Source organism: Amycolatopsis sp. cmx-4-61, assembly GCF_046548775.1.
In the GTDB taxonomy this organism is placed as follows: Bacteria; Actinomycetota; Actinomycetes; order Mycobacteriales; family Pseudonocardiaceae; genus Amycolatopsis.
Genome location: NZ_JAEBEI010000005.1, coordinates 123700 through 146525 on the forward strand (window position 1 = coordinate 123700; position 22826 = coordinate 146525).

The following is a 22826-nucleotide window of genomic DNA, read 5'->3' on the forward strand; positions in this document are numbered from 1 at the left end:
CCGCGTGCCGCCGTCGTCGACGTTACCGTGACGGCGGCACGCGGCGCCTACTTCTCCTTCGCACCGCTGGTGGCGATGTCGCCGTTCAGGCCGCGCGGGTAGAAGCCACCCGAGGACACCTTGTCCGGGTTCAGGTAGGCGATGTTGAGCACACGCTCGGCCGAGCGCCCGAACGCGATGCCGTTGGCGTCGGCCGGCACGAGGTTCGCCTTGCCGTCCTTCAGGACGCCTTCGTCGTCGTCGGCCTTGCCGTCGAGGCTGTCGCGGGCGTCGGACATCTTGTTCGTGATGTCCCCGAGGCCGCGTTCGAACAGCGCCGACCGCACGATCCCGGCGTGGTAGGCCTCGACGGCCATGATGCCCGCGGCCGCGTCGAGGAACGTCTTGTTGTTGACCAGCGGGGCGGCGCCCTTGTAGGCGGACACGCCGACGTCCTCGAACAGGTAGGCGGCGAGCAGGAAGTTGTTCTCGCTGCCGAACGGGTCGAAGGTCTGGCCCTGCTTGATTACGCCCGCGGCCTGCATGGCCGCGGTGAAGCTGTTCTGGAAGTCGATCTCCGGCTGCGCGACGGCGGCCTTGCCCAGCGCCTTGCGCAGGAAGTTGACGTGGGCGACCTCGTCGCCGGCGATCTCCTGGACGATCTGCTTGGTGTGCTCGCTCTTGAACTTCACCGCGTGGCCGCCGTTGGCCTTGCCCAGGTTGCCGATGCCGTTGACGTACTTCTCGTTCAGCCCGTAGCCGTAGACGGCGAACGAGTACAGGTTCGCCTCGAGGTACTCGAGGTTCAGCGCGAAGTTGAGCACGGCGGCGTCGCTCGCCGCCTCCTTCGCCGCGTCACCTCCCTGTTGCCCGTACTGCGACGTGGCACCCGCCGAGCCGAGGCCCAGCGACAGCGCCGTGCCCAGCGCGCCGGCACCCGCGACGCCGAGTCCCGCCGCTCCCGCAGCCTTGAGGAAGCGGCGGCGGTCGGTCGCGTTCTCCGCGCTGCGCTCGATCAGCTGCTCTGTGTAGCGTTTTCCGAACACCGGGGGACGTCCTCTCGTGACGAGTTCGTCCACCTCACCCACCGGTCATACGTACCTGGGCGTCCCCCGGCTCGGTCAAAACGGGAAAATTTTTGATCGAATTGCGTTTGCCCTGCTCAGCCGCGCTGGGCGACGGCGAGCCGGACGCAGACGGCCAGCGCGCGGACGGCCTCTTCGACCTCTTCGAGCTTCGGGAAGGTCGGCGCGATCCGGATGACGGCGTCGGCCGGGTCGTTCCCGTGCGGGTGGGTCGCCCCGGCGGGGGTCAGCGCGACCCCGGCCTCCTTCGCCAGCCGCACGACCTCCTTCGCGGTGCCCTGGGGGACGGTCAGGGTGATGAAGTACCCGCCGGTCGGCTTGGTCCAGGACGCCAGGTCCGCCAGCTCCTCGGAGAGGATGCGGTCGACGGCCGCGAACTTCGGGCCGATGATGTCGGCGTGCTTGCGCATGTGCGCGCGGACGCCGTTCTCGTCCTTGAGGAAGTGGGCGTGGCGCAGCTGGTTGACCTTGTCCGGGCCGATGGTGCGCTTGCCGCTGTTCGCGGTCCACCAGGCGAGGTTGGCCTCGGACGCGCCGAAGAAGCCGACGCCGGCCCCGGCGAGGGTGATCTTCGAGGTGGAGCCGAAGACGAAGACGCGGTCGGCGTTGCCCGCCTCGGTGGCCAGCGCGAAGACGTCCGCCAGCTCCGCCTCGTCGTCGGTGAGGTGGTGCACGGCGTAGGCGTTGTCCCAGAAGATCCGGAAGTCCGGCGCCGCGGTGCGCATGGTGGCGAGCCGCCGGACGACGTCGTCACTGAACGTGACACCGGTGGGGTTGCTGTACTTGGGGACGCACCAGATGCCCTTGACGGCCGGGTCCTCGGCGACCAGCGTCTCGACGACGTCCATGTCCGGGCCCTCGTCGGTCATCGCGACCGGCACGAGCTCGATGCCGAAGCGCTCGGTGAGCGCGAAGTGGCGGTCGTAGCCCGGGACGGGGGCAAGGAACTTCACCTTCGGCTCGTCCGCCCAGCGGCGCTCGGCGCCGGGCAGCTTGCTCAGCAGCGCCTGGACGACGGCGTCGTGCATCAGCTCGAGGCTCGAGTTCCCGGCGGCGAGCAGCTGCCCGACCGGCACCTGCAGGGCGGGGGCGAAGATCCGGCGCAGCTCCGGCAGGCCGTTGAGGCCGCCGTAGTTGCGGACGTCGGTGCCGTCCTCGGCCTTGAAGGTGCCGTCGCCGGGGAGGGAGAGCAGCGCGTTCGAGAGGTCGAGCTGCTCGGGGGACGGCTTGCCGCGGGTGATGTCCAGGGAGAGGCCTCGGCCGACCAGGGCCGCGTAGTCGCTGCGGGCCGTGTCGACGTCGACGGAAGCAGTGGTCATGGCCTCAACGCTAAACCCGGTGTCGATACCATTTCGGGGCGGGTCCTGGCTAGGGTGGTTCGTGTGCATCTCGTCGTCCACGCCGACCAGCGGCAGTTCACCATCCGGGATTCCCGCGCCCGGTTGACGGGCAGCGGGTGGACTCCGGACGCGGTCGAGGTTCACCGGATCGGGGTGGAGCCGGGCGGCATCGCGATCGCGACGGCCCGGTCGGACGTGGTGGAGTCGTCGGTTTCGTCGCTGCCGTCGGCGCCGGCTTTGTCGTCGTCCGCCGAGCACGTGGTGGAGGCGGATCTTCCGGTCCCCAGCGGGCGGTTGGTGATTTCCGGGCCCGCGGATTACGTGTCGCAGGAGAAGGTCTTTCCGGTGCTGCCGGGGTTGTACCGGGCGCGGGTTTCGTACGTACCGGCGGGTCCGCCTGCGGTGACTTGGAACGAGCACGAGTTCGGGGAGCACTACCGGTACGTGGTGGAGCTGTGGCCGGTGGACGAGCAGTCCGATGTGGAGGTTCTCCGCCAGGGCGCGGCGGTCTGGGACGGCTGAAGATCAGCTTCCGCCGCGGAACACCGCGTGGCGATGCCAGGCGAAGTAGGGCTCGGAAGCCGCCGAGTGAGCGCCGCACTGCCGCCCCGCCAGGGGCGTCAGCCGGGCTCGGAGCCCGCCGGCCGGCAGATCGTCCGGTACGTGGGCACGAACGGTCCCGGTCGCGTCGACGGTGATCCACCCTGATTCGTAGAGTGCGTCACACCCCATGCTGCACGCGAGCATCGCGATGGTGCGGAAGTCGCGGCGTTCGGTGTCACTGCAGACCGCTCGCTTCTTGATGTGCGCGGCGACGAGGAATTCGACCGGATAAGCGACGCCGCACAGGGCGCATTCGGCCACGGGCCGCCCGTCGGTGAGGAGACGGCGCAGTCTCGCCTGCTCGGTGCGGACCTTGACCTGGGTGAGAGTGTCCAGCTCGCCGAAGTGCGGATCGTCGGCGACCTCCTCGTCCGCCGGTTCGCGCAGGGTCACCACCGGCGGCTTCGAAGTCGTGGCCGTCCCGGGCAGGGTGGCCAGCACCGCGCCGACGAAAGAGCTGCGGTGTCCCAGTTCGTCGACCGTCACCCGGACCGAGCCGTGCGTGGCCAGCAAGTCCAGGCCGTTCTGCACGTCGGCGACTTCGACCGGCTGCCCGTCCGGGGAGCGCCCGGTCTTCACCCTCACGACTCCGCCGCTGATCTCGGCCACGGTGTTCGGCCGCCCTTGGGCGACCGTGCGGATCTCCCTTCCCAACAGGGCCCGGAGCAGTTCGTCCGCAGTGGGCAGCGCACGCGTCTCGTCGTTCCTCACCGGCACGACAAGAGCGTCGCGGAGCACCGGCAACCGCGGGACGGCTAAAGGGCCGTCAACGTCGCCAGCTTCCAGCGGCCGTCCACCCGCTTTGCGGTCACCGCCAACTGTGCCACCGAAGAAGTCGGCGCTCCCCCACCAGCCGTCACCGTCTGTTGGTCCAAGAACAAGAGCAAATCCGCGGTGTCCCCCCGCAACGACCGGACCCCCACCGCCCGGACCGTTGTCGTGCGCGTCAGCTTCTGCGACTCCGCGCGCGTCCGGGCCGAGGCGAACTGGGCCTGGTACTGCCGGACGGCGTCTCCCGTCAAGACTTCCGCAGCCGCCCTCTCCGTGCGGGCCAGATTCGCGTAGTCGTACGAAAACACCGCCTTCACCGCGTCACTCACCGAAGACGACACTTCGGCAGTGGCCGAGGAGTCCACCAGAGCGAGATTGTCCCCGGGCGACAGCGAAGCCGCTTCGATGCCGAACCACGCCGTGCAGCCCAGGGCCAGCACCACCACCGCGATCAGCACCCGGGTCATGAGCCCGCCGCCTGGACCCCGGCGATCTTCCAACCGGACGGGGAGCGGGACACGTCGACCGTGAGCCGGTTCAAGCGGGGGGCGGCAGGCGCACCTGCCGTCGATACCCGGACGTCCAGCACCGCCAGCAGGCGGGCCACTCCGCGCGAAGGGTCGATCTCCGTCACCGCCGCCCGGACCAGGGAGGCCGATGAGACGGTACGGGAGGACGAAGCGCGGTCGATCTGGAGCTGGCGGTCGCCCGCCAAGTCCTTTTCGTACTGGCCCGTCGTCGCCGCTGTCCAGCGGTCCACGTCCGCTGCCGCCGTGCGGTAGTCGATCGTGTTCAACGTGACCAGCTCCGGGCCCGCCGCCGCGAGGACCTCGTCGCGCGAACGGGCGCGGGCGAACGAGTCGTCCGAAGCCGCCCGCCACCAGGACCAGCCCGCGAACGCCGCCGCCAGCACGGACAGCACCGCCGCGACGACCAGCAGCTTCACGGCGCGCCCAGCAGCCGGCCGAGCCCGCCCGGCGACGGGCCCGTGAGCAGGCTCAGCACCCCCGGCAACTGCTGCGGCGCCGACGCGGCCTGCTGCCGGGGCGCCGCCGGGATCGCGGGCGGCTTCCCGGCGTACGGCGCGTTCTGCGCCCCGCGCACCCCGGTCGGGCTCCCGGGCGGCTCGGCGCAGTAGGCGTTCATGTTGACCGGCGCTTCCGAGACGTCGTTCGCCGGCCGCTGCTTCGTCCCCTCGTACCCCTTCGTGCACGAAGCCGGGTCGAAGAAGTTGAACACCACGCCCAGGTGGCCCGTGCCGTCCGGGGACGTCGAGGGCGAGAACGCCGAGATGATCGGGTACGCGACCAGCAGCTCCTCGATCGAGTCCTTCCGGGATGTGGTGATCTGCGCCGTGGTCAGCAGGTTGGCGAACAGCACCCCCAGGTCGGTGCCCGACGCCGCCAGCACGTCGCTGATCTGCCGGCTCAGCCGCGGGGCTTCGGCGATCACCCGCCGCAGGTCCGGATCGGACTTCTTGAGCTGCCCCGCGATCGTCTTCAACCCCGAAGCGAAGTCGGTGATGTTCGCCGCCTGGCGCTCCTGGGTGCCGAGCACGATCCGCGAGTTCGCCAGCAAACCCTGCGTCTGCGGCACGTACTGGGCGGCCACCGCCGTCAGCGAGCCCGTGCTGTCCAGCAGCTGCTGCAGCTCCGGCCCCGCCCCCGCGAACGCGTTGTACGTCTCGTCGACGACCGTCCGCAGCGACTCGGGGTGCACGCTCGCCACCAGGTCGTCGAGGTGGGTGAGCACGGTGTCCGGCGACGGCGGCAGCGACGTGCGATCCGCCGTGATCACCGAGCCGTCCGTCAGGTACGGGCCGCCGTTGTGCCGGGGCAGCAGGTCGACGAACTGCTCCCCCACCGCCGACCGGTTCGCCACCTGCGCGTGCGCGTCGGCCGGGATGTCCGGCGCGCCCGGGTCGATGTCGAGGGCGACGTCGACGCCGTGCTCGGTGAGCGTCATCGACGTCACCCGGCCGACCGTGACCCCGCGGTAGGCGACTTCGGAGTTGACGAAGACGCCGCCGGAGTCGGTCAGCTGCGCCGTGACGACATAACCGCGGTGGCCGAAGAGCCGGTCCAGCCCGGCGTACCGGCCACCGGCGTAGACCACCGACACCACCGCGATGACGACGAACGCGAACAGCTGGATCCGGATCCTGCGGGTCACCGGCCACCGCCGATCAGCCCGAGCAGCCCGCCGAGCAGGTTCGGCCCGGCGGCCGGCGGAACCGATCCCGAGTCGGGCAGCGGCAGCGGCGGCGCGACGGCGGACGGCGGCCCGGACGGCAGCGCGATCGGCGGCTGCGACGAGTTCGTGAAGTTCGAGATCAGCGTGTCCAGGTCGAGGTTCACGTTCGCCTCGACGTTCGCGTAGTCACCCTTGATCACGTTGCCCGCGTAGTCCGGGAACGGGTACGTCAGCAGGATCTGCAGCGCGTTCGGCAGGTCGGCCCCGGCTTCGCCGAGCTTGGTCAACGTCGGCTGCAGCGCCCTGAGGTTGGCGACGAGCTGGTCGCGGCTCTTCGTCACGGTGTCCACCGCGACCCCCGACAGCGTGTTCAGCGCGGTCAGCATCCCCACGAGCTGGTCGCGCTGGTCGGTGACGACCTTCAGGCCCGGCGCGAGGTCGTCCAGCGCGTTCGTCAGGTTCTGCGTCTGGCCGGTCAACGTCTTCGAGAGCTTCGCGAGGCTGTCGATCGCCCGCAGGATCTCGGTCTTGTGCCCGTCGAGCTGGGTGGCCAGTTCGTCCACCCGGGACAGCAGCGCGCGGATTTCCGGCTCGTTGCCCGACAGCGCGTCGTTGAGCTCGTGGCTGATCTTCTGGATCTGCTCGACGCCGCCGCCGTTGAGCAGCAGCGAAAGCGCGCCGAGCACCTCCTCGACCTCGGGGTTGCGGTTGGTGCGCCCGAGCGGGATCCGGCCGCCTTCGCCAAGACGCCCGGTGGCCGGCTCGGCGGTCGGCACGCTCAGCTCGACGAACTTCTCCCCCAGCAGCGAAGACTGCTTCAGCTCGGCGCGGGCGTCGGCGGGCAGCGCGATGTCGCCGTTGACCGTCATCGCCACCAGCGCCGAGCGCGTGTCCGGCGTCAGGCTGATCTTGTCGACGCGCCCGACGGCGACGTCGTTCACCTTGACGCTCGACTGCGGCACCAGATCCAGGACGTCGGTGAACAGCGCGGTGACGTGGTAGGGGTGGTCCCCGACGTCGGCACCGCCGGGCAGCGGCGTGCCGTAGAGCCCGTTGAACCCGCCGTCACTGCAGCCGGCCAGCACGAGCAGCCCGGCGAGCACCCCCGCGAACCGCTTCACTTCGCACCCCCCGAAAGCTGCTCCATCACGTCGACGAGCGGGAGCGGCAACGGCGGCAGGGTCCCGTTCTGCAGCGAGTTCAGCACCTGCGGGATGGTCGGCAGCTTCAGGACGCCGTCCAGCACCGGGGCGAGCTGCTTGCAGATGGTCCCCAGCGCGTCCGGCACTTCCTTCGGGGTGACCGAGCTGATCAGGCGGCACACCGTGAGGATCGGCGGGTTGGTCAGCTCGTTCAGGTTGTCGCGCACGGCGATGGTGCCGGACGCCGCGTCGTAGGAGTTGATGAAGTTCGTGGCGCCGGTCGGGGCGATGTCGAGCACCTCGGCGAGCGCGGCGCGCTGGTCGACGAGGACCTTCGACAGCGACGCCAACTTGTCCACATTGGACTCCAGGGCCGTCTTGTTGTCGTTGACGAACTGCTGGACGTCACCGAGCGCCCCGCCGAGGGACTGCAGCGCCGCCCCGACGTCGGCGGAGTCCGCGGCGAGGAACCGGCTGACGTCGGCGACGCGGCCGTAGAACTCGTCGAGCTGCTGGTCGCTCCGGGCCAGGGCACCGGTGAACGAGTTGAGGTTCTGCACGGTCGAGAACAGGTCGTCCTTCGAACCGTCGAGGGTCTTCGCGAGCTCGGCCAGCTGCCCGACCGTCGAGTTCAGCGAAGTCCCGTTGCCCTGCAACGTCTTCGCGGCGGTGTCCAGGACACCGGACAGCGCGCCGTTCTTGTTGGCGCCGGTCGGCCCCAGCGCGGTCGACAGCTTGTCCAGGCTGGCGTACAGGTCGTCCAGCTCCACCGGGGTCGCCGTGCGGTCGCGCGGCAGGACCGTGCCCGAAGCCAGGACCGGGCCGCTGTCGTAGGCCGGGGTGAGCTGGACGTACCGGTCACTGACCAGGCTCGGCGCGACGACGACCGCACCGACGCCGTCGGGCAGCGGCACGTCGTCGACCTGCATGTCCACCCGGACCGCGTCCCCCTCCGGCGTGACGTCGGTGACCTGGCCGACCGGCACGCCGAGCACCCGTACCGACGAACCGGCGTACAGCCCGACGGTCTTGCCGAAGTACGCGGACAGCTTGGTGCCGTTCGACGACCGGAACACCAGGTAGAGACCCGCGGTGACGATCAGCGCGAGGACGCAGGCGAACGCCAGCCACGTCACCAGGCTGCGGCCGCGGGCGGTGTGGATGGTCATCGGCGGCCCACCCCCTGGTTCGGCGCCGCGATCGGCGGGGTGCAGCCTTCGGGGTTTATGTGCAGCCCGGCCGCGGTGATCGTCGGCGGCAGCAGCCCGCACAGGTAGCCCTCGAACCAGCGGCCGTTGCCGGTGGCGTTCGCGCCGACGCGGGCGAACGGCGCCATCAGCCGCAGGCTCTGGTCGAGGTTGCCCTGGTTGCGCTGCAGGATGTCGGTCACCTTGCTCAGCTTGTCCAGCGCGGGTTTGAGCTGCGCCCGGTTGTCCTGGACCAGGCCGGTGAGCTGCTGCGAGAGCTGCTGGGTGCCGGTGAGCAGGGCGGTGATGGCGGCCTTGCGGTTCTGCAGCTCGGTGAGCAGCAGGTTGCCGTCGCTGATCACGCGCTGGAGCTGGGCGTTGCGGTCGGACAGCGTCTTCGAGACCTGGCTCGTGTTGGCCAGCAGGGTGTGGAGATCGGCGTCGCGGGAGGAGACCGTGCGAGCCAGCGACGACAACCCGGAAAGCGTGTCCTTCAGGTACTGCGGGCTGTCCTTGAGGCTGTCGGACAGAGCGTTGAAACTGTCCGCCAGCTGCTTCGTGTCGATGTCACCGACCGTCGTCGACAGCCGGTCGAAGGCGTCCTGCAGCTGGAACGGCGTGCGCGTGCGGGCCTGCGGGATCGTCTGGTTCGGTTCCTGCGCGCCGCCGCCCTTCGGGTCGAGCGCGAGGTACTTCTCCCCCAGCAGCGTCTTGATCTCGATGGACGCCGTCGTCGCGTCGCCGACCCGGACGTCCTTGACGCGGAAGCGGACCAGGACCTGCTTGCCCGCCAGTTTCACCGACGACACCGTGCCGACCTTGACGCCGGCGACCTCGACCTCGTTGTCCGGCGCCAGCCCGGCGGACTCGCCGAAGTACGCCGAGTACGTCGTGCCGTTGCCGAAGAACGGCAGCTGGTCGGAGAAGTACGTCGTGGCCGTGACGAGCACGATCAGCACGAGCGCGACCGCGCCGACCGCGGCCTGGTTGCGTTCCTTCAGCGGTTTCACGGACCACACCTCTCCGCGCGCCGGGTGCCCGGGATGGGGATGATCGGCAGGGTGATGTCCAGCGAGGAAATGCCGATGGTGCCGGTGATCCCGCACAGGTAGTAGTTGAACCAGCTGCCGTAGCTCAGCGTCCGCGTGAACTTCTGCAGGTTGCCCGGCAGCACCTCGAGGAGGTGGTTGAGCAGCACGCCGGAGTCACCGAGGTTCTGCGACAGCACGCCGAGCCGGGCCACGTCGTCCTTCAGCGCCGGGCGCGCGTCCGCCAGGAGGCCGGTGGTCGACACCGCGAGGTCGCCGAGCGCGCTGACCGCGTCCCCGATCGGCTTGCGCTGCTCGGCCAGCCCGCTGACCAGCTTCTGGGTCTGCTCGACGAGGTCGCCGAGCTGGGCGCCGTGGGCGTTGACCGTGCCGAGCACGGTGTTCAGGTTGGCGATGACCTGGCCGATCACCTGGTCCTTGCGCGCGATCGCGCTCGTCAGCGACGCGGTGTGCTGCAGCAGGCTGGTGATCGTGCCGCCCTCGCCCTGGAAGACGCTGATGATCTCGGCCGAGAGCTGGTTGACGTCCTTCGGGCTCAACGCCTTGAACAGCGGCTTGAACCCGTTGAACAGCACGGTCAGGTCGAGCGCGGGTTTCGTGCGCTCCGGCGGGATCGTGCCGCCGTCGGGCAACGCGCGATCGCCGGGGACGTCGGTGCCGAGCGCGAGGTACCGCTGGCCGACGAGGTTGCGGTACCTGATCGTCGCGGTCACCGTCTCCGGCAGCCGGTAGGCCTGCTCGACGTCGAACCGCACCTGGGCGAGGTTCCGTTCGCCCTCGACCACTTCGATCGCGTCGACCTGGCCGACCTTGACCCCGGCGATGCGGACGTCGTCGCCTTCCTTCAGTCCCGACGCGTCGGTGAACTTGGCCAGGTACCCGGACGTCTCGCCGAAGTTGGTGTTCGCGATGGTGGCCGCGAGGATCCCGGTGAGCAGCACCGTGACGGCCGCGAAGATCCCGAGCTTGATCAGGGACGGGAGGAAGCTCCTCACTTCAGCTCCACCTCCGCCCCGCGGTAGAGCGGCCCGACGAGCAGGCCGGCCCAGCCCGGCACGTCCCCCGGCGCGGTGCCGAGCGCGGGCGACGCGAGCAGGCCGATCAGGTCGTTCTCGTAAGCGGACCCGACGATCGTGCCGTCGCCGCCGAGCGCACCCCCACCCGCGGGCAGCGTCTCGGGCGGGTACTTCGGCGGCGCGGGCTTGCTGGAGCCGTCCCTGATCGCGCCGTCCGGCGGGTACTGCGGCCACACGCCCGGCTTCGGCACCTGCGGGTAGCAGCGCGGGCCGCGCTTGTCCTCGTACTTCGGCTCGTCGACGCCGGGGAGGTACTTGCCGCGGCTGGCGGCGAACTCGATGGTGACCCGGCTGACCTCGGGGTGGGCGGTGCCCTTGCCGAACGCCAGTTCCGCCCGCGGCACCGACTCGGCGAGCTGCCGCAGCAGGCACGGGTACTCGGGCGCGTACTTCGCGAGGACGTCCAGCGTCGGCTGGACGGCGGTGGTGAGCCGGATCAGGTTGTCCTCGTTGACCTGCAGGAAGTTCGTGAGGTCCACCGAAGCCGCGGTCACCGTGGCGTAGAGGTCGCTCAGCCGGTCGCGCTGGTCGACGATCGTCCGGCTCGTCGTCGTCAGGTCCGACAGCGCCTGCAGCAGGTCCGGCGCCGCCTTGTCGTAGGTGTTCGCGACGTTCGCCAGACCGGTGATGTCGGCCTTGAGTTCCGGCAGCGACGGGTTGAGCTTGCCGAGGTAGTCCGACAGCCCGGCCAGGGTTTCGCCGAGCTGCTTGCCGCGGCCGTCGAGCGCGGTCGCCACCGCGGTCAGCGTGCTCGACAGCTTCTCCGGCTGGACCGCCTGCAGCAGCGGCAGCACGTCGTCGAGGACCTTCTGCAGCTCGATCGCGGCGCTGCTGCGGTCCTGCGGGATGACGTCACCCGCCTCGATCGGCCGTTCCTTGTTCTCCGGCAGCTGCAGGGCGACATAGCGCTCGCCGAAGAGCGTCTTCGGCAGCAGCCGCGCGGACACGTTCTTCGGGATGACGGGCGTCTTGTCCGGATCCAGCGCGAGTTCCAGCTCGGCGTGGTCGCCCTTGGCCAGCACGGACCGGACCTCGCCGACGAGCATGCCGCGGACCTTGACGTCGCCGCCGGTGCGCAGCTGGCTGCCGACGCGGTCGGTCTCGAGCTTCACGAGCGTCACCGGGGTGAACGCCTTGTGGTAGACGGCGAGGGTGAAGGCGATGAACAACGCGGCGACCACCAGGAAGACCAGCCCCAGCACCTGGTACCGGAGCCGCTGCCAGAGCTCCCGCCTCATCCCGAGATCCTCACCGTGGTGTTCGCGCCCCAGATCGCCAGCGACAGGAAGAAGTCCAGCACCGAGATCAGCACGATCGACGTCCGCACCGCGCGGCCCACGGCGACGCCCACGCCGGCCGGACCCCCGCTGGCGGTGAAGCCGTAGTAGCAGTGGGACAGGATCACGAGCACGCTGAACACGATCACCTTCCCGAACGACCACAGGACGTCGCCGGGGGGCAGGAAGAGCGTGAAGTAGTGGTCGTAGGTGCCCGCGGACTGGCCGTAGAGCCAGATGGTGATCTGCCGGGACGCCAGGTAGCTCGACAGCAGGCCGACCGCGTACAGCGGGATCACCGCGGCGACGCCGGCGAGCACCCGGGTCGTCACCAGGTAGGGCATGCTCGGCACGCCCATGACTTCCAGTGCGTCGATCTCCTCGGAGATGCGCATGGCCCCGAGCTGGGCGGTGAAGCCGCAGCCGACGGTCGCGCTCAGGGCGAGTCCCGCCGAAAGGGGCGCGACTTCGCGCGTGTTGAAGTAGGCGGAGATGAACCCGGTGAGCGCGGCCGTGCCGAGCTGGTTCAGCGCCGAGTAGCCCTGCAGGCCGACGATCAGGCCGGTGAACAGCGTCATGCCGATCATCACCCCGAGCGTGCCGCCGATGACCGCGAGGCCGCCGGTGCCGAAGCAGACCTCGGTGAGCAGCCGCAGCGTTTCCCGGCGGTAGCGGCGGATCGTGCGCGGCGACCACGCGAGGGCCTTGGCCGCGAACGCGAGCTGCTTGCCGAGGCCTTCCAGGCTCTGGCCGGGCCGCGCGAGGTACTCGAGCGTCCGGTCGGCGTCCAGGGGTTCGGCGGTCATCACATCGCCTTCGGCGGGACGATCCGCAGGTAGATCGCGGTGAGCACGACGTTGATCAGGAACAGCAGCAGGAAGGTGATCACGACGGCCTGGTTGACGGCGTCGCCGACGCCCTTCGGCCCGCCCGCCGGGTTGAGGCCCCGGAAGGCGGCGACGACCCCGGCGACGAAGCCGTACAGCAGCGCCTTGATCTCGCTGATCCACAGGTCCGGCACCTGGGCTAGGGCGTTGAAGCTGGCCAGGTAGGCCCCGGGCGTGCCGCCCTGCAGGACGACGTTGAAGAAGTAGCCGCCGAGCACGCCGACCACGCTGACCAAGCCGTTCAGCAGCACCGAAACGACCATCGCGGCGAGCACCCGCGGCACGATCAGCCGCTGGATCGGGTTGACGCCGAGGACCTCCATGGCGTCGATCTCTTCGCGAATCTTGCGGGCGCCGATGTCCGCGCAGACCGCGCTGCCGCCGGCGCCGGCGACGAGCAGCGCGGTGATCAGCGGGCTGGCCTGCTGCACGATGGCGAGCGCACTGGCCGCACCGGTGAACGACTGGGCGCCGATCTGCGCGGTGAGCGAGCCGAGCTGCAGGGCGATCACCGCGCCGAACGGGATGGCGACCAGGGCCGTCGGGAGGATCGTGACGCTGGCGAAGAACCAGCACTGCTGGATCCACTCGCGGGCCTGGAAGGGCCGCTTGAAGATCGCGCGCAGGACTTCCCAGGAAAGCGTCGCCAGGCGGCCGACCTGGGTCAGGGCCGCGGTTCCCGGTAGCGTGCCGGTGCTCTCGCTCACCCAGACCTCCCCGTGTTCACTCACCCCCGAGTCTTCTCCACACCCGGTCACCGCGTTTCGTTAGCGGTGTTCACTACGCTCTTCGGCCGCTTCCGGCTAGAAGTTGAGGGCGTGGGTCGCCGTCGCCCCGCCGTCCGCGACGAACTCCGCACCCGTGCAGTACGCGCTCTCGTCGCTGGCCAGGAACAACACCAGCTTGGCGATGTCCTCCGGCTGCCCGACCCGCTTGAGCGCGACCTTCTTCCCCACGTACGACATGTCGACTTTCTGCCCGCCCGCCGCGGTCTCGACCATCTTGGTGTCGATCGCGCCGGGGTGCACCGAATTGACGCGGATGTGCTTCTTGCCCAGCTCCATCGCGGCGACCTTGGTCATCCCGCGAATGGCGAACTTGCTCGCGGTGTAGGCGATCAGGTAGGGCATCCCGGCCAGTCCCTCCACAGAGGACACGTTGACGATGGAGCCACCGCCGGCGGCGGTCATCGGTTCAACGACCGAGCGCATGCCGAGAAACGCCCCGATCTGGTTCACCCGGATCACGCGTTCGTAATCGGCCAGCGTCGTCTTGCCGAGTTCCGAGAAATGGAGGATCCCCGCGTTGTTGACCAGCACGTTCGGGTGGCCGAACTCGCTGGTGGCGCGCTCGACCGCGGCGGCCCAGCCGTCCTCATCGCCGACGTCGAGGTGCTGGTAGACGGCCTGCTCCCCGAGCTCGGCGGCGAGCTGCTTGCCCTCGTCGTCCAGGATGTCGGCGATCACCACCTTGGCGCCTTCGGCGACGAACGCCCGGGCGGCGGCCTCGCCCTGCCCGCGCGCGGACCCGGTGATCAGGGCGATCTTCCCGTCCAGCCTCATGACTCTCCCAGGATTTCGGTGGCGGCGAACATCCGGCCGGGGTCGCGGTCGGCGAAGAACCTGCTCAGGGACGTCTCGAGCTCGTCGAGCTTCCAGCGGTGCTCGATCCGCGGCGGCTCGACCAGCGCGACCGTGCCGCCGTGGACGACGAACACCTGGCCGTTCACGTGCTCGGCCGCCGGGGAGGCGAGGTAGGCGACGAAGGGGGCGACGTGCTCGACCGAGAGCGGATCGGCACCCGCTGAAGTGTTTTCGGGAGGAGCACCGAACACGCCCTCGGTCATCGCCGTCCGGGCGCGCGGGCAGATCGCGTTGGCGCGGACGCCGTACTTGGCCAGGCCGCGAGCGGCCGACATGGTGAGCGCGGTGATGCCCGCCTTCGCCGCGGCGTAGTTGGGCTGACCGGGCGAGCCGATGAGGAACGCCTCGGAGGCGGTGTTGACCAGCCGCCCGTAGACCGGTCCGCCGTCCGCTTTGGACTTGTCGCGCCAGTGCTTGGCAGCGTTGCGGGACAACAGGAAGTGGCCGCGCAGGTGGACGCGCAGCACGGTGTCCCAGTCGGCGTCGGACATCGAGAACAGCATCCGGTCGCGCAGCACGCCCGCGTTGTTCACCACGATGTCCAGCCCGCCGAGGTCGAGCGCGGCCTCGGTGAGCGCGTCCGCCGTGGCCCGGTCGCCGACGTCGCCGGCGACCGCGACGGCCTTGCCGCCGGCTGCTTCGATCTCGGCGACGACGTCCGTCGGCTCGCCGATGTCGTTGACGACCACGGTGGCGCCGCGCGCGGCCAAGGCGAGGGCTTCGGCCCGGCCCAGCCCGGCGGCGGCGCCCGTGACGATCGCTGTCCTGCCGGTCAGGCTCACGCGAGGCCTCCTCGTCGAGTCTCGGATCTCGCGCCTACATTAGAATCTGTTCTTGTTTCAGGCAAGCGGCAAAGTGAACACCGCTAACCTGCGCTGAACAGGGCATTCTTCGGGCAGCCCTTGATGGCAGCGGAAACCCGTTCCACCTGGTCGACCGGTACGGCGCCCGGCCGGATGACGAGCTCTTCGTCGTCGTCCAGGTCGAAGACGTCCGGCGCGAGCCCCACGCACACCGCGTTCGCTTCGCAGAGCGAACGGTCGACCCCGATCTCCATGCTTCCTCCGCCGGATGAGTCCTGGTACAACTAGAACAGGTTCTAATATAGCGCCGGATCGAGGTGACGGGTGCGGATCGACCACACCCCGGAGCAGCAGGCCCTGGCGGCCGGACTCCGGGAGTACTTCGCCGAGCTGATGACGCCCGAACGGCGTTCGGGCCTGCGCTCGGGAGGCGGCGAATACGGCGATGGCGTGGCGTACAAGGAGATCGTGCGGCAGCTGGGCAAGGACGGCTGGCTCGCGCTGGGCTGGCCGGAGGAGTACGGCGGGCAGAACCGCTCGATGCTCGACCAGCTGATCTTCACCGACGAAGCGGCGATCGCCGGGGTACCGGTCCCGTTCCTGACCGTGAACACCGTGGGCCCGACGATCATGCGCTACGGCACCGACGACCAGAAGGCGTTCTACCTGCCGAAGATCGCCGCCGGGGAGCTGCACTTCTCGATCGGCTACTCCGAGCCGGAAGCCGGCACCGACCTGGCGTCGCTGCGGACGCGCGCCGAGCGCGACGGCGACGAGTACGTCGTCACCGGGCAGAAGATGTGGACCAGCCTGATCGAGTACGCCGACTACGTCTGGCTCGCGGTGCGGACGGACCCGGACGCGAAGAAGCACCGCGGGCTGTCGATCCTCATCGTGCCGACGTCCGCCGACGGCTTTTCGTGGACCAAGGTGCACACGGTCGCGGGCGCCGGGACCAGCGCGACCTACTACGACGGCGTGCGCGTGCCGGTGTCGGCGCGCGTCGCCGAGGAGAACGCGGGCTGGCCGCTGATCACCAACCAGCTCAACCACGAGCGGGTCGCGCTGACGTCGTCGGCCCCGATCCGCAAGGCGCTCGCGGACGTGCTGGCTTGGGCGAAGGAGACCGGTGCCATCGAGCAGGAGTGGGTGCGGCTGCACCTGGCGCGGGTGCACGCGGGCGCGGAGTACCTGAAGCTGCGCAACTGGCGGATCGCCTGGGCGGCCGCGGCGAGCGAGCTCGGCCCGGCCGAGGCGTCGGCGACGAAGGTGTTCGGCACGGAGTTCGCGATCGAGGCGTACCGGCTGCTGATGGAGGTGCTCGGCTCGGCCGCCGTCGTCCGCGAAGGCTCGCCGGGAGCGTTGCTGGCCGGGCGGATCGAGCGGCTGCACCGGTCGGCGCTGATCCTCACCTTCGGCGGCGGCACCAACGAGATCCAGCGGGACATGATCGCCGCCACCGCCCTCGGCCTGCCCGTCACGCGCTAGGAGCACCCAGTCAGGAGAAAATATGGACTTCACCCCTTCCGAAGCGTCGGCCGACCTCGCCGCGCTGACCCGGCGCATCCTCGGCGACAAGGCGACCCACGACCCGCACGGCACCGGCGGGTTCGACGCGGCCGCGTGGCGGGCGCTCGGCCGGGCGGGCGTGCTGGACGCGGCGCTGCCGTCGTCGCTCGGCGGCGGCGGGTTCGGGGTGCTCGAGCAGTGCGCGGTGCTGACGGAGATCGGCCGCGCGGTGGCAGCGGTCCCCTACCTGACGTCGATCACGATGGCGGCGTCGGCGCTGGCGGAGTTCGGCCCGCCCGAGCTGGTGGACCGCTGGGTGCTGCCGGTGCTGCGCGGCGAGCGGGTCCTGGCCGTGGCGTTGTCCGGGTTCACGGCTTCGCGGGGCCGTGTGTCGGGCACGCAGACGGCGGTGCCGTTCGGGGCGTACGCGCACGGGTTCCTGGTCGCCGCCTCGGGCGAGGTCTTCCTGGTCGACGCGTCCGCGGCCGGGGTCTCCGTGGCGCCGCAGCAGACGGTCGACCACGCCGACGCCGCGCTGCTGTCGCTGTCCGAAGTGCCGGGCGTGCCGCTCGGCGACATCGGCGAGTGGCTGCGCCTGCGCGGCACGACCGGGGTGTGCGCCCAGCAGCTCGGCGTGGTCGAGCGGGCCCTGGAGCTGACCGCGGCCTACGCGGCCGAGCGGAAGCAGTTCGACCACGTGCTCGGCGGGTTCCAGGCGGTCCGCCAGCGGCTGGCGGACGCCTACCTCGACGTCGAGGCGGTCCGGTTGACGACGCTGCAGGCGGCCTGGCGGCTGGCCTCGGACGTCCCCGCCGCCGAAGCGGTGGCGACGGCGAAGTTCTGGGCGGCCGAAGCGGGCCACCGGGTGGCGCACACGGCGGTGCACGTCCACGGCGGCGTGGGCATCGACGTCGACCACGTCGTGCACCGGTACTTCGCGGCGGCGAAGCGCCTGGAGTTCCAGCTCGGCGCGGCCACCCACCAGCTCCTCGCCCTGGGCGACCGCCTCGCGGGCCGCGGCTAGCTCGCGGCGTAGGTCCAGAACCCGCGCATCAGCGGGGTGGGTTCGGCGCTGGTCGGCTCGACCTGGGTGAGCAGCACCGAGACCGTGCCCGTCGCCGGGACGAGGTACAGAGCCGTGCCCCCGCCGGTCCAGCCGTAGCGGCCCGGGACCTCCCACGGCTGCGTCGCGTCGACGTCGACCGAACCGCCGAACCCCCAGCCTTGGCCCCGCAAGAACGGCCGGGCCGCGTCGCGCTGGGCCCGGGTCAGGTGGTCGGCCGTCATGCGGTGCACCGACTCCGGCGTCAGCAGGCGGTGGCCGCCCGCCGTGCCTTCGTCGCGCAGGAACCTCGCGAACGCCAGGAGGTCGTCGGCCGTCGAGACGAGCCCCGCGGCCCCGGACGGGAACGGTGGCGGCGCGCTCCAGCGGCCCTCCGGCGAGTCGATCAGCCGCAGCCCCTCCTCGCCGCGGCGGTAGGCGCTGGTGAACCGGCCGAGCGCCGCCGTCGGCACCACGAACCCGGTGTCGGCCATGCCGAGCGGCTCGAACAGCCGCTCTGCCAGGAACTCCGGCAGCGGACGGCCCGAGACGCGGGAGATCAGCAGGCCCTGCAGGTCCGCGCCGGTGTTGTACAGCCACGTCTCGCCGGGTTGGTGCAGCATCGGCACCTGCGCCAGCGCGGCCAGCCACTCGTCGGGCGACAGCGCCCGCGGGGACGCGGCCGGGTGGCCCAGGACCTGGAGCAGCAGATCGACCGCCGGCAGCGTCGTGTCGACGGCGAGGCCGTAGCCGCAGCGGAGGGTGAGCAGGTCGGCCACGGTGACCGGGCGGACGGCCGGCACGACGTCGTCGACCGGGCCCGACGGCGTGCGGACGACCACCGGCGAGGCCAGCTCCGGCAGCCACCGCGCGACCGGGTCGTCGAGGGCCAGCTCGCCGTCGTCGACGAGCAGCAGGACGGCCGCGGCGGTGAGGGGTTGGGTGAGCGACCCGATGCGGAACAGCGAATCCCGCGCCATCGGCACGGTGCCCTCCGCGTCGGCCGAGCCGACAGCCGCGGCTTCGACCTGCTCGCCGCGGGCCACCAGTGCCACCGCGCCCGGCAGGTCGCCGGTGTGCCGGGTCAGCAGCTCGGTCAGCGCGGTCATGCTCAGTCCTGGGGGTTGATCGCGCGCAGGCGGCGCGGGCCGGTGTCGGGCCGGGACGGCGGCGCCCCCAGCACCAGGCGGGCGTTGGCGGCGAAGGCACCGTCCGGCGAGGCCAGGATCGGGTCCAGCACCAGCGACCGCACCTCCGGGTTGTCCTCGGCGAGCGCACCCACCCGCAGCACCATGTCCTGCAGCGCGGCGAGGTCGGCGGGCTCGTCGCCGCGGTAGCCGGTGAGCAGCGGTGCCGTCCGCGGCTCGCGCACCAGGGTCGCCGCGTCGACGTCGGTGAGCGGCACGGCCCGGTACGCGCGGTCGCCCAGCAGCGTGCTGACCAGCCCGGACAGCCCGAACGACACGAGCGTGCCGAAGGACGGGTCGTCCTGCAGCCCGATCACGCACGACAGGCCCTTGGGCGCCATCCGCTGGACGTACACCTCGTCGTCGCCGGAGACCTCGCGCAACGTCTCGTAGGCCGTGCGCACGGAGTCTTCGGAGGCCAGGTCGAGCCGGACCCCGGCCAGGTCGGGCCGGCCGCGCAGCCGCTCGTCGACCGCCTTGAGCGTCACCGGGTAACCGAGCTCGCCCGCCGCCGCGACCGCCTCGTCCACTGTGGACACGATGCGGAACGGGACGACGTCGATGCCGTAGCACGCCAGCAGCCGCACGACTTCGGCGTCCGAGAGCAGCGTCGTCTTGCCGTTGTCGGCTTCGAGGAGTTCGCGCACGATCCCCTGCGCCTGCTCGGTGTGGATGCCGGCCGGCCGCACCAGCGTGCCCTGCGGGCGTTGCCGCCACGCCGCGTACCGCACGACCCGGGCGAGCGCGTTCACCGCGCGTTCCGGGCTCGGGTACGACGGGATGGACCCGCGCGTCGGCACGCCGTCGCCGGACAGCACGGCCAGTTCGTCCGGGACGCCTTCGGCGGCGAGGAACGTCGAGACGATCGGCTTGCGCTGCCCCAGTTCGACGACGGTCTCCCGCAGGGCGCGCGCGTACGCCGTGCCGGGGATCGCCACCGGCGGCGCGAACACGACCACGAGCGCGTCGGTCTCCGGCGAGGTGAGGGCCTCGCGGACCGCCTTGGCGAACTCCTCCGGTGCGGCCTGCGGGCCGACGTCCACCGGGTCCGTGGCCAGCCGGAGGCCCTGCATCCGCGCGGTGTCGGCGGCCAGCAGCCCGATCGCGCTGGAGTTGCCGACGATGCCGACCCGCGGCCCGGCGGGCAGCGGCTGGTGGGCGAACACGAGCGCGGTGTCGAACAGCTGCGCCAGCGACTCCACCCGCACGACCCCGGCCTGCTCGAACAGGGTCTGCACGCTGGCCTCGTCGATTTCGGTCGACGTCGCCGCGAGCTGCGGCCGGACCGCGTGCCGCCCGGACTTGACCGCGACGATCGGTTTGGTCCGGGCGAGGCGGCGGGCCAGCCGCGCGAACTTGCGCGGGTTGCCGAAGGACTCGAGGTACAGCAGGACGAGGTCGGTGTCCGGGTCGGTTTCCCAGTACTGGAGCAGGTCGTTGCCGGAGACGTCGGCGCGGTTGCCCGCCGAGACGAACGTCGAGAGCCCGAGGCCGCGCGCCTCGGCGTCGGCGAGGATCGCCGTGCCCAGCGCGCCCGACTGGCAGAAGAACCCGGTGCGCCCGCGGCCGGGCAGCCGCGGCGCGAGCGTGGCGTTCAGCCGGATCCCGGGCGCGGTGTTGAGGACGCCGAGCGCGTTCGGGCCGACCACGCGCATGCCGTGCGCCCGCGCCTCCCCCACCAGCCGCAGCTCGGCGTGCAGGCCGTGCGGGCCGGCTTCGGCGAACCCGCTGGAGAGGATCAGCAGCGTCTTCACGCCCTTGGCCAGGCAAGCGTCCAAAACGGACTCGACGGCCTCGGCGGGCACCGCGACGACGGCGAGGTCGACCGGGTCCGGGATGTCGAGCACCGACGGGTACGCGCGGACGCCGCGGATCGCGCGGTGCTCGGGGTTCACCGGGTAGACGGTGCCGGTGAACGCGGCGGCCAGCAGGTTCACGAAGGCGACGTGGCCGACCTTGCCCGGCTCGGCGGACGCGCCGATCACCGCGATCGAGGACGGGTGCAGCAGGTTGTGCACGCTGCGCGCCTCGGCCGCCTGCTCGCGCGAGCGCGCGACGGCGAGGGACTCCTCAGTCGGGTCGATGTCGAACTCGAGGTGCAGCACGCCTTCTTCGATCTCGCGGCTGACCTGGTAGCCGGCGTCGCGGAAGACGCGCACCATGGCGGCGTTCTCGGCGAGCACCTCGGCGACGAACCGGCGCAGCCCGCATTCGGAGGCGGCCGCCGCGAGGTGCTCGAGCAGGATCGAGCCGAGCCCGCGGCCCTGGTGGGCGTCGCTGACGACGAAGGCGACCTCCGCCGACGGCCCGTGCTCGAGGCGTTCGTACCGGCCGACGGCCACGATGTCGTCGCCCAGGAACGCGGCGAACGCGACCCGGTCGTGGTGGTCGACCGTGGAGAAGCGCTTGAGGTCCCGTTCGGGGATGCGCGGGTAGGCGCCGAAGTAGCGGAAGTAGCGGGTGCGCTCGGAGAGCTTCGCGTGGAAGGCGACGAGGCCGTCGGCGTCGGTGGGCACGACCGGGCGCAGGTGGACGGTGCCGCCGTCGGACAGCACGACGTCGGCCTCCCAGTCGCGGGGGTAGTCGAAGGGGTCCCGTCCGGCCATGGTCAGTCCCTGGGGTCGTCCGGGTCGAGGCCGTGCAGCGGGAAGACGGCGCGGCGCGTGTCCCGGACGGCGATGTCCACCGGGTCGTCCTCGCCGTCGCCCCACGGCTTGAACTCCGTGTCGCGGTCGTCGGACATGGTTTGCGGGAGCTCGGCGTGCGGGGCGGCTTTCGCGACGGTGGAGATCCAGCCGGGCGGCAGCGGCGTCGCCGGGTCGACGTCCCGGTCGAGGACGGTGGCGATCAGGTGCGTCCAGGACCGCGGGACGACCCGGATCAGCTGGTAGCCGCCGCCCCCGACGGCGATCCACTTGCCGCCGGCGTAGGTCTCGGCCAGGTCGCGGAGGGTGGCGTAGATGGTGCGGTGCCCGTCGACGGACAGGGAGAGGTCGGCCAGCGGGTCTTCTTCGTGCGAGTCGACGCCGCACTGGGTGAACAGCAGCTGCGGTTCGAAGTCGGCGAGCAGCGACGGGACGACGGCGTGGAAGGCGCGCAGCCACCCGGGATCCCGGGTCCGCGGCGGCAGGGGGACGTTGACGGCGGTGCCGTCGGCCTTCCCGCGGCCGGTCTCGGCGGAGTAGCCGGTGCCGGGCCAGAGCGTGAAGGGGTGCTGGTGCATCGAGATGGTGAGGACGCGGGGGTCGTCGTAGAAGGCGGCCTGGACGCCGTCGCCGTGGTGGACGTCGGTGTCGATGTAGGCGATGCGCTCGAAGCCGTGGTCGAGCAGCCAGGAGATGGCGACCGCGCAGTCGTTGTAGACGCAGAAGCCGGCGGCCCGGTCCCGCATGGCGTGGTGCAGCCCGCCGGCGATGTTGACGGCCCGGGTGGCCTCGCCTTCGGCGACCTTCCGGGCGGCGAGCAGCGTGGAGCCGACGACGAGGGCGGAGGCGTCGTGCATGTCGGAGAAGACGGGGTTGTCGGAGGTCCCGAGCCCGTGCCCGACATCCCACCCGACCAGCGGCGCGTCCCGCACGGCGGCGAGGTATTCGGGGGCGTGGACCCGGAGGAGTTCCTCGTCCCCGGCCCCGGTCGGGACGAGCAGTTCGACGTCGTCGAGCACGCCGAGCTCGGTGGCCAGCCGGACGGTGAGCTCCAGCCGCACGGGGTTGAACGGGTGGTCCGCACCCAGGTCATAACCGAGCAGCCCACGATCCCAAACCACGGCCGGCGACATGCGGTCGACTCTAGTGCCGATCGCGGGGCTGCGTGGAGTGGAAGGAGCCCGGCCGCCTCGCTCGTCGGGCGTGGGGGCCGGTCCGGCGGGATGCCGGTGCCCGCCGGCTGCCGCGAGTCGGGGGACCACGTCTGCGGCGCGCACCGGGCGCGGATCAGCCCGGCGGGCGCCGCAGGTCTCCTTCAGCGCATTTCTGGGCGATCGGCTGGTCTGGAGCGGCGGGACCCGGCGCACCAGGTCCCGCGGTGGGCGGAGACCAGCCCGGCGGGGTGCCC

At 71.2% G+C, this 22826-nt stretch carries 22 protein-coding genes; 3 read left to right on the forward strand and 19 right to left on the reverse strand.

Annotated elements, in window-relative coordinates:
- Positions 1–47 precede the first annotated feature (47 nt).
- Positions 48–1025: a ferritin-like domain-containing protein gene (locus ACLJOU_RS17525; protein WP_410568576.1), complete on the reverse strand. Its 978-nt coding sequence runs from the start codon at positions 1023–1025 to the stop codon at positions 48–50.
- A gap of 116 nt (positions 1026–1141) precedes the next feature.
- Complete coding sequence (locus ACLJOU_RS17530; RefSeq protein ID WP_410568578.1) at positions 1142–2383, reverse strand: aminotransferase class I/II-fold pyridoxal phosphate-dependent enzyme; 1242 nt, start codon at positions 2381–2383, stop codon at positions 1142–1144.
- Between the two features lie 63 nt (positions 2384–2446).
- Here ACLJOU_RS17530 and ACLJOU_RS17535 point away from each other — a divergent pair, with 63 nt between their 5' ends.
- Complete coding sequence (locus ACLJOU_RS17535; protein ID WP_410568580.1) at positions 2447–2926, forward strand: hypothetical protein; 480 nt, start codon at positions 2447–2449, stop codon at positions 2924–2926.
- A 3-nt stretch (positions 2927–2929) separates the two neighbouring features.
- Here ACLJOU_RS17535 and ACLJOU_RS17540 read toward each other — a convergent pair whose 3' ends face one another.
- From ACLJOU_RS17540 to ACLJOU_RS17605, 14 genes are all read right to left on the reverse strand, one after another.
- Positions 2930–3724 carry a hypothetical protein gene (locus tag ACLJOU_RS17540; RefSeq protein WP_410568582.1) on the reverse strand — a complete coding sequence of 265 codons (795 nt, stop codon included), beginning with the start codon at positions 3722–3724 and terminating at the stop codon, positions 2930–2932.
- 38 nt (positions 3725–3762) lie between these two features.
- The gene (locus ACLJOU_RS17545; protein WP_410568584.1) at positions 3763–4245 is read right to left on the reverse strand and encodes a hypothetical protein; all 483 of its coding nucleotides are present in this window, start codon (positions 4243–4245) and stop codon (positions 3763–3765) included.
- Positions 4242–4724 (reverse strand): hypothetical protein, encoded by a 483-nt coding sequence (locus tag ACLJOU_RS17550; protein WP_410568586.1) that lies wholly within the window; start codon positions 4722–4724, stop codon positions 4242–4244. The genes ACLJOU_RS17545 and ACLJOU_RS17550 overlap by 4 nt, the downstream gene beginning before the upstream one ends.
- Positions 4721–5950: an MCE family protein gene (locus tag ACLJOU_RS17555; RefSeq protein WP_410568588.1), complete on the reverse strand. Its 1230-nt coding sequence runs from the start codon at positions 5948–5950 to the stop codon at positions 4721–4723. Before ACLJOU_RS17555 ends, ACLJOU_RS17550 begins: the two co-directional genes overlap by 4 nt.
- Complete coding sequence (locus ACLJOU_RS17560) at positions 5947–7092, reverse strand: MCE family protein (RefSeq protein ID WP_410568590.1); 1146 nt, start codon at positions 7090–7092, stop codon at positions 5947–5949. The genes ACLJOU_RS17555 and ACLJOU_RS17560 overlap by 4 nt, the downstream gene beginning before the upstream one ends.
- Positions 7089–8282 carry an MCE family protein gene (locus ACLJOU_RS17565; protein ID WP_410568592.1) on the reverse strand — a complete coding sequence of 398 codons (1194 nt, stop codon included), beginning with the start codon at positions 8280–8282 and terminating at the stop codon, positions 7089–7091. The genes ACLJOU_RS17560 and ACLJOU_RS17565 overlap by 4 nt, the downstream gene beginning before the upstream one ends.
- On the reverse strand, positions 8279–9310 hold the full coding sequence (locus ACLJOU_RS17570; RefSeq protein WP_410568593.1) for an MlaD family protein: 1032 nt from the start codon (positions 9308–9310) through the stop codon (positions 8279–8281). Before ACLJOU_RS17570 ends, ACLJOU_RS17565 begins: the two co-directional genes overlap by 4 nt.
- Positions 9307–10344: an MCE family protein gene (locus ACLJOU_RS17575; RefSeq protein WP_410568595.1), complete on the reverse strand. Its 1038-nt coding sequence runs from the start codon at positions 10342–10344 to the stop codon at positions 9307–9309. The genes ACLJOU_RS17570 and ACLJOU_RS17575 overlap by 4 nt, the downstream gene beginning before the upstream one ends.
- Entirely contained in the window at positions 10341–11663 is a 1323-nt protein-coding gene (locus tag ACLJOU_RS17580; protein WP_410568597.1) for an MCE family protein, read from the reverse strand. Before ACLJOU_RS17580 ends, ACLJOU_RS17575 begins: the two co-directional genes overlap by 4 nt.
- On the reverse strand, positions 11660–12508 hold the full coding sequence (locus tag ACLJOU_RS17585; protein ID WP_410568599.1) for an MlaE family ABC transporter permease: 849 nt from the start codon (positions 12506–12508) through the stop codon (positions 11660–11662). Before ACLJOU_RS17585 ends, ACLJOU_RS17580 begins: the two co-directional genes overlap by 4 nt.
- Positions 12508–13296: an MlaE family ABC transporter permease gene (locus ACLJOU_RS17590; protein WP_176175935.1), complete on the reverse strand. Its 789-nt coding sequence runs from the start codon at positions 13294–13296 to the stop codon at positions 12508–12510. Before ACLJOU_RS17590 ends, ACLJOU_RS17585 begins: the two co-directional genes overlap by 1 nt.
- A gap of 96 nt (positions 13297–13392) precedes the next feature.
- On the reverse strand, positions 13393–14151 hold the full coding sequence (locus tag ACLJOU_RS17595; protein ID WP_410568601.1) for a glucose 1-dehydrogenase: 759 nt from the start codon (positions 14149–14151) through the stop codon (positions 13393–13395).
- Complete coding sequence (locus ACLJOU_RS17600) at positions 14148–15014, reverse strand: 3-oxoacyl-ACP reductase (protein WP_410568603.1); 867 nt, start codon at positions 15012–15014, stop codon at positions 14148–14150. Before ACLJOU_RS17600 ends, ACLJOU_RS17595 begins: the two co-directional genes overlap by 4 nt.
- A gap of 83 nt (positions 15015–15097) precedes the next feature.
- Positions 15098–15289, reverse strand: coding sequence for a ferredoxin (locus ACLJOU_RS17605; protein ID WP_410568605.1), 192 nt, complete (start codon positions 15287–15289; stop codon positions 15098–15100).
- A gap of 70 nt (positions 15290–15359) precedes the next feature.
- Between ACLJOU_RS17605 and ACLJOU_RS17610 the strand changes: the two genes are divergently transcribed.
- Positions 15360–16523, forward strand: coding sequence for an acyl-CoA dehydrogenase family protein (locus tag ACLJOU_RS17610; RefSeq protein WP_410568607.1), 1164 nt, complete (start codon positions 15360–15362; stop codon positions 16521–16523).
- Between the two features lie 22 nt (positions 16524–16545).
- Positions 16546–17568: an acyl-CoA dehydrogenase family protein gene (locus ACLJOU_RS17615; protein ID WP_410568609.1), complete on the forward strand. Its 1023-nt coding sequence runs from the start codon at positions 16546–16548 to the stop codon at positions 17566–17568.
- Here ACLJOU_RS17615 and ACLJOU_RS17620 read toward each other — a convergent pair.
- The 3 genes from ACLJOU_RS17620 to ACLJOU_RS17630 are packed head-to-tail and all read right to left on the reverse strand — an operon-like array spanning position 17565 to position 22551.
- Positions 17565–18695: a serine hydrolase domain-containing protein gene (locus ACLJOU_RS17620; RefSeq protein ID WP_410568611.1), complete on the reverse strand. Its 1131-nt coding sequence runs from the start codon at positions 18693–18695 to the stop codon at positions 17565–17567. The genes ACLJOU_RS17615 and ACLJOU_RS17620 overlap by 4 nt on opposite strands.
- A gap of 2 nt (positions 18696–18697) precedes the next feature.
- Positions 18698–21379, reverse strand: coding sequence for a GNAT family N-acetyltransferase (locus ACLJOU_RS17625; RefSeq protein WP_410568613.1), 2682 nt, complete (start codon positions 21377–21379; stop codon positions 18698–18700).
- A gap of 2 nt (positions 21380–21381) precedes the next feature.
- Positions 21382–22551: an acetoin utilization protein AcuC gene (locus tag ACLJOU_RS17630; RefSeq protein ID WP_410568615.1), complete on the reverse strand. Its 1170-nt coding sequence runs from the start codon at positions 22549–22551 to the stop codon at positions 21382–21384.
- Positions 22552–22826: the final 275 nt, after the last annotated feature.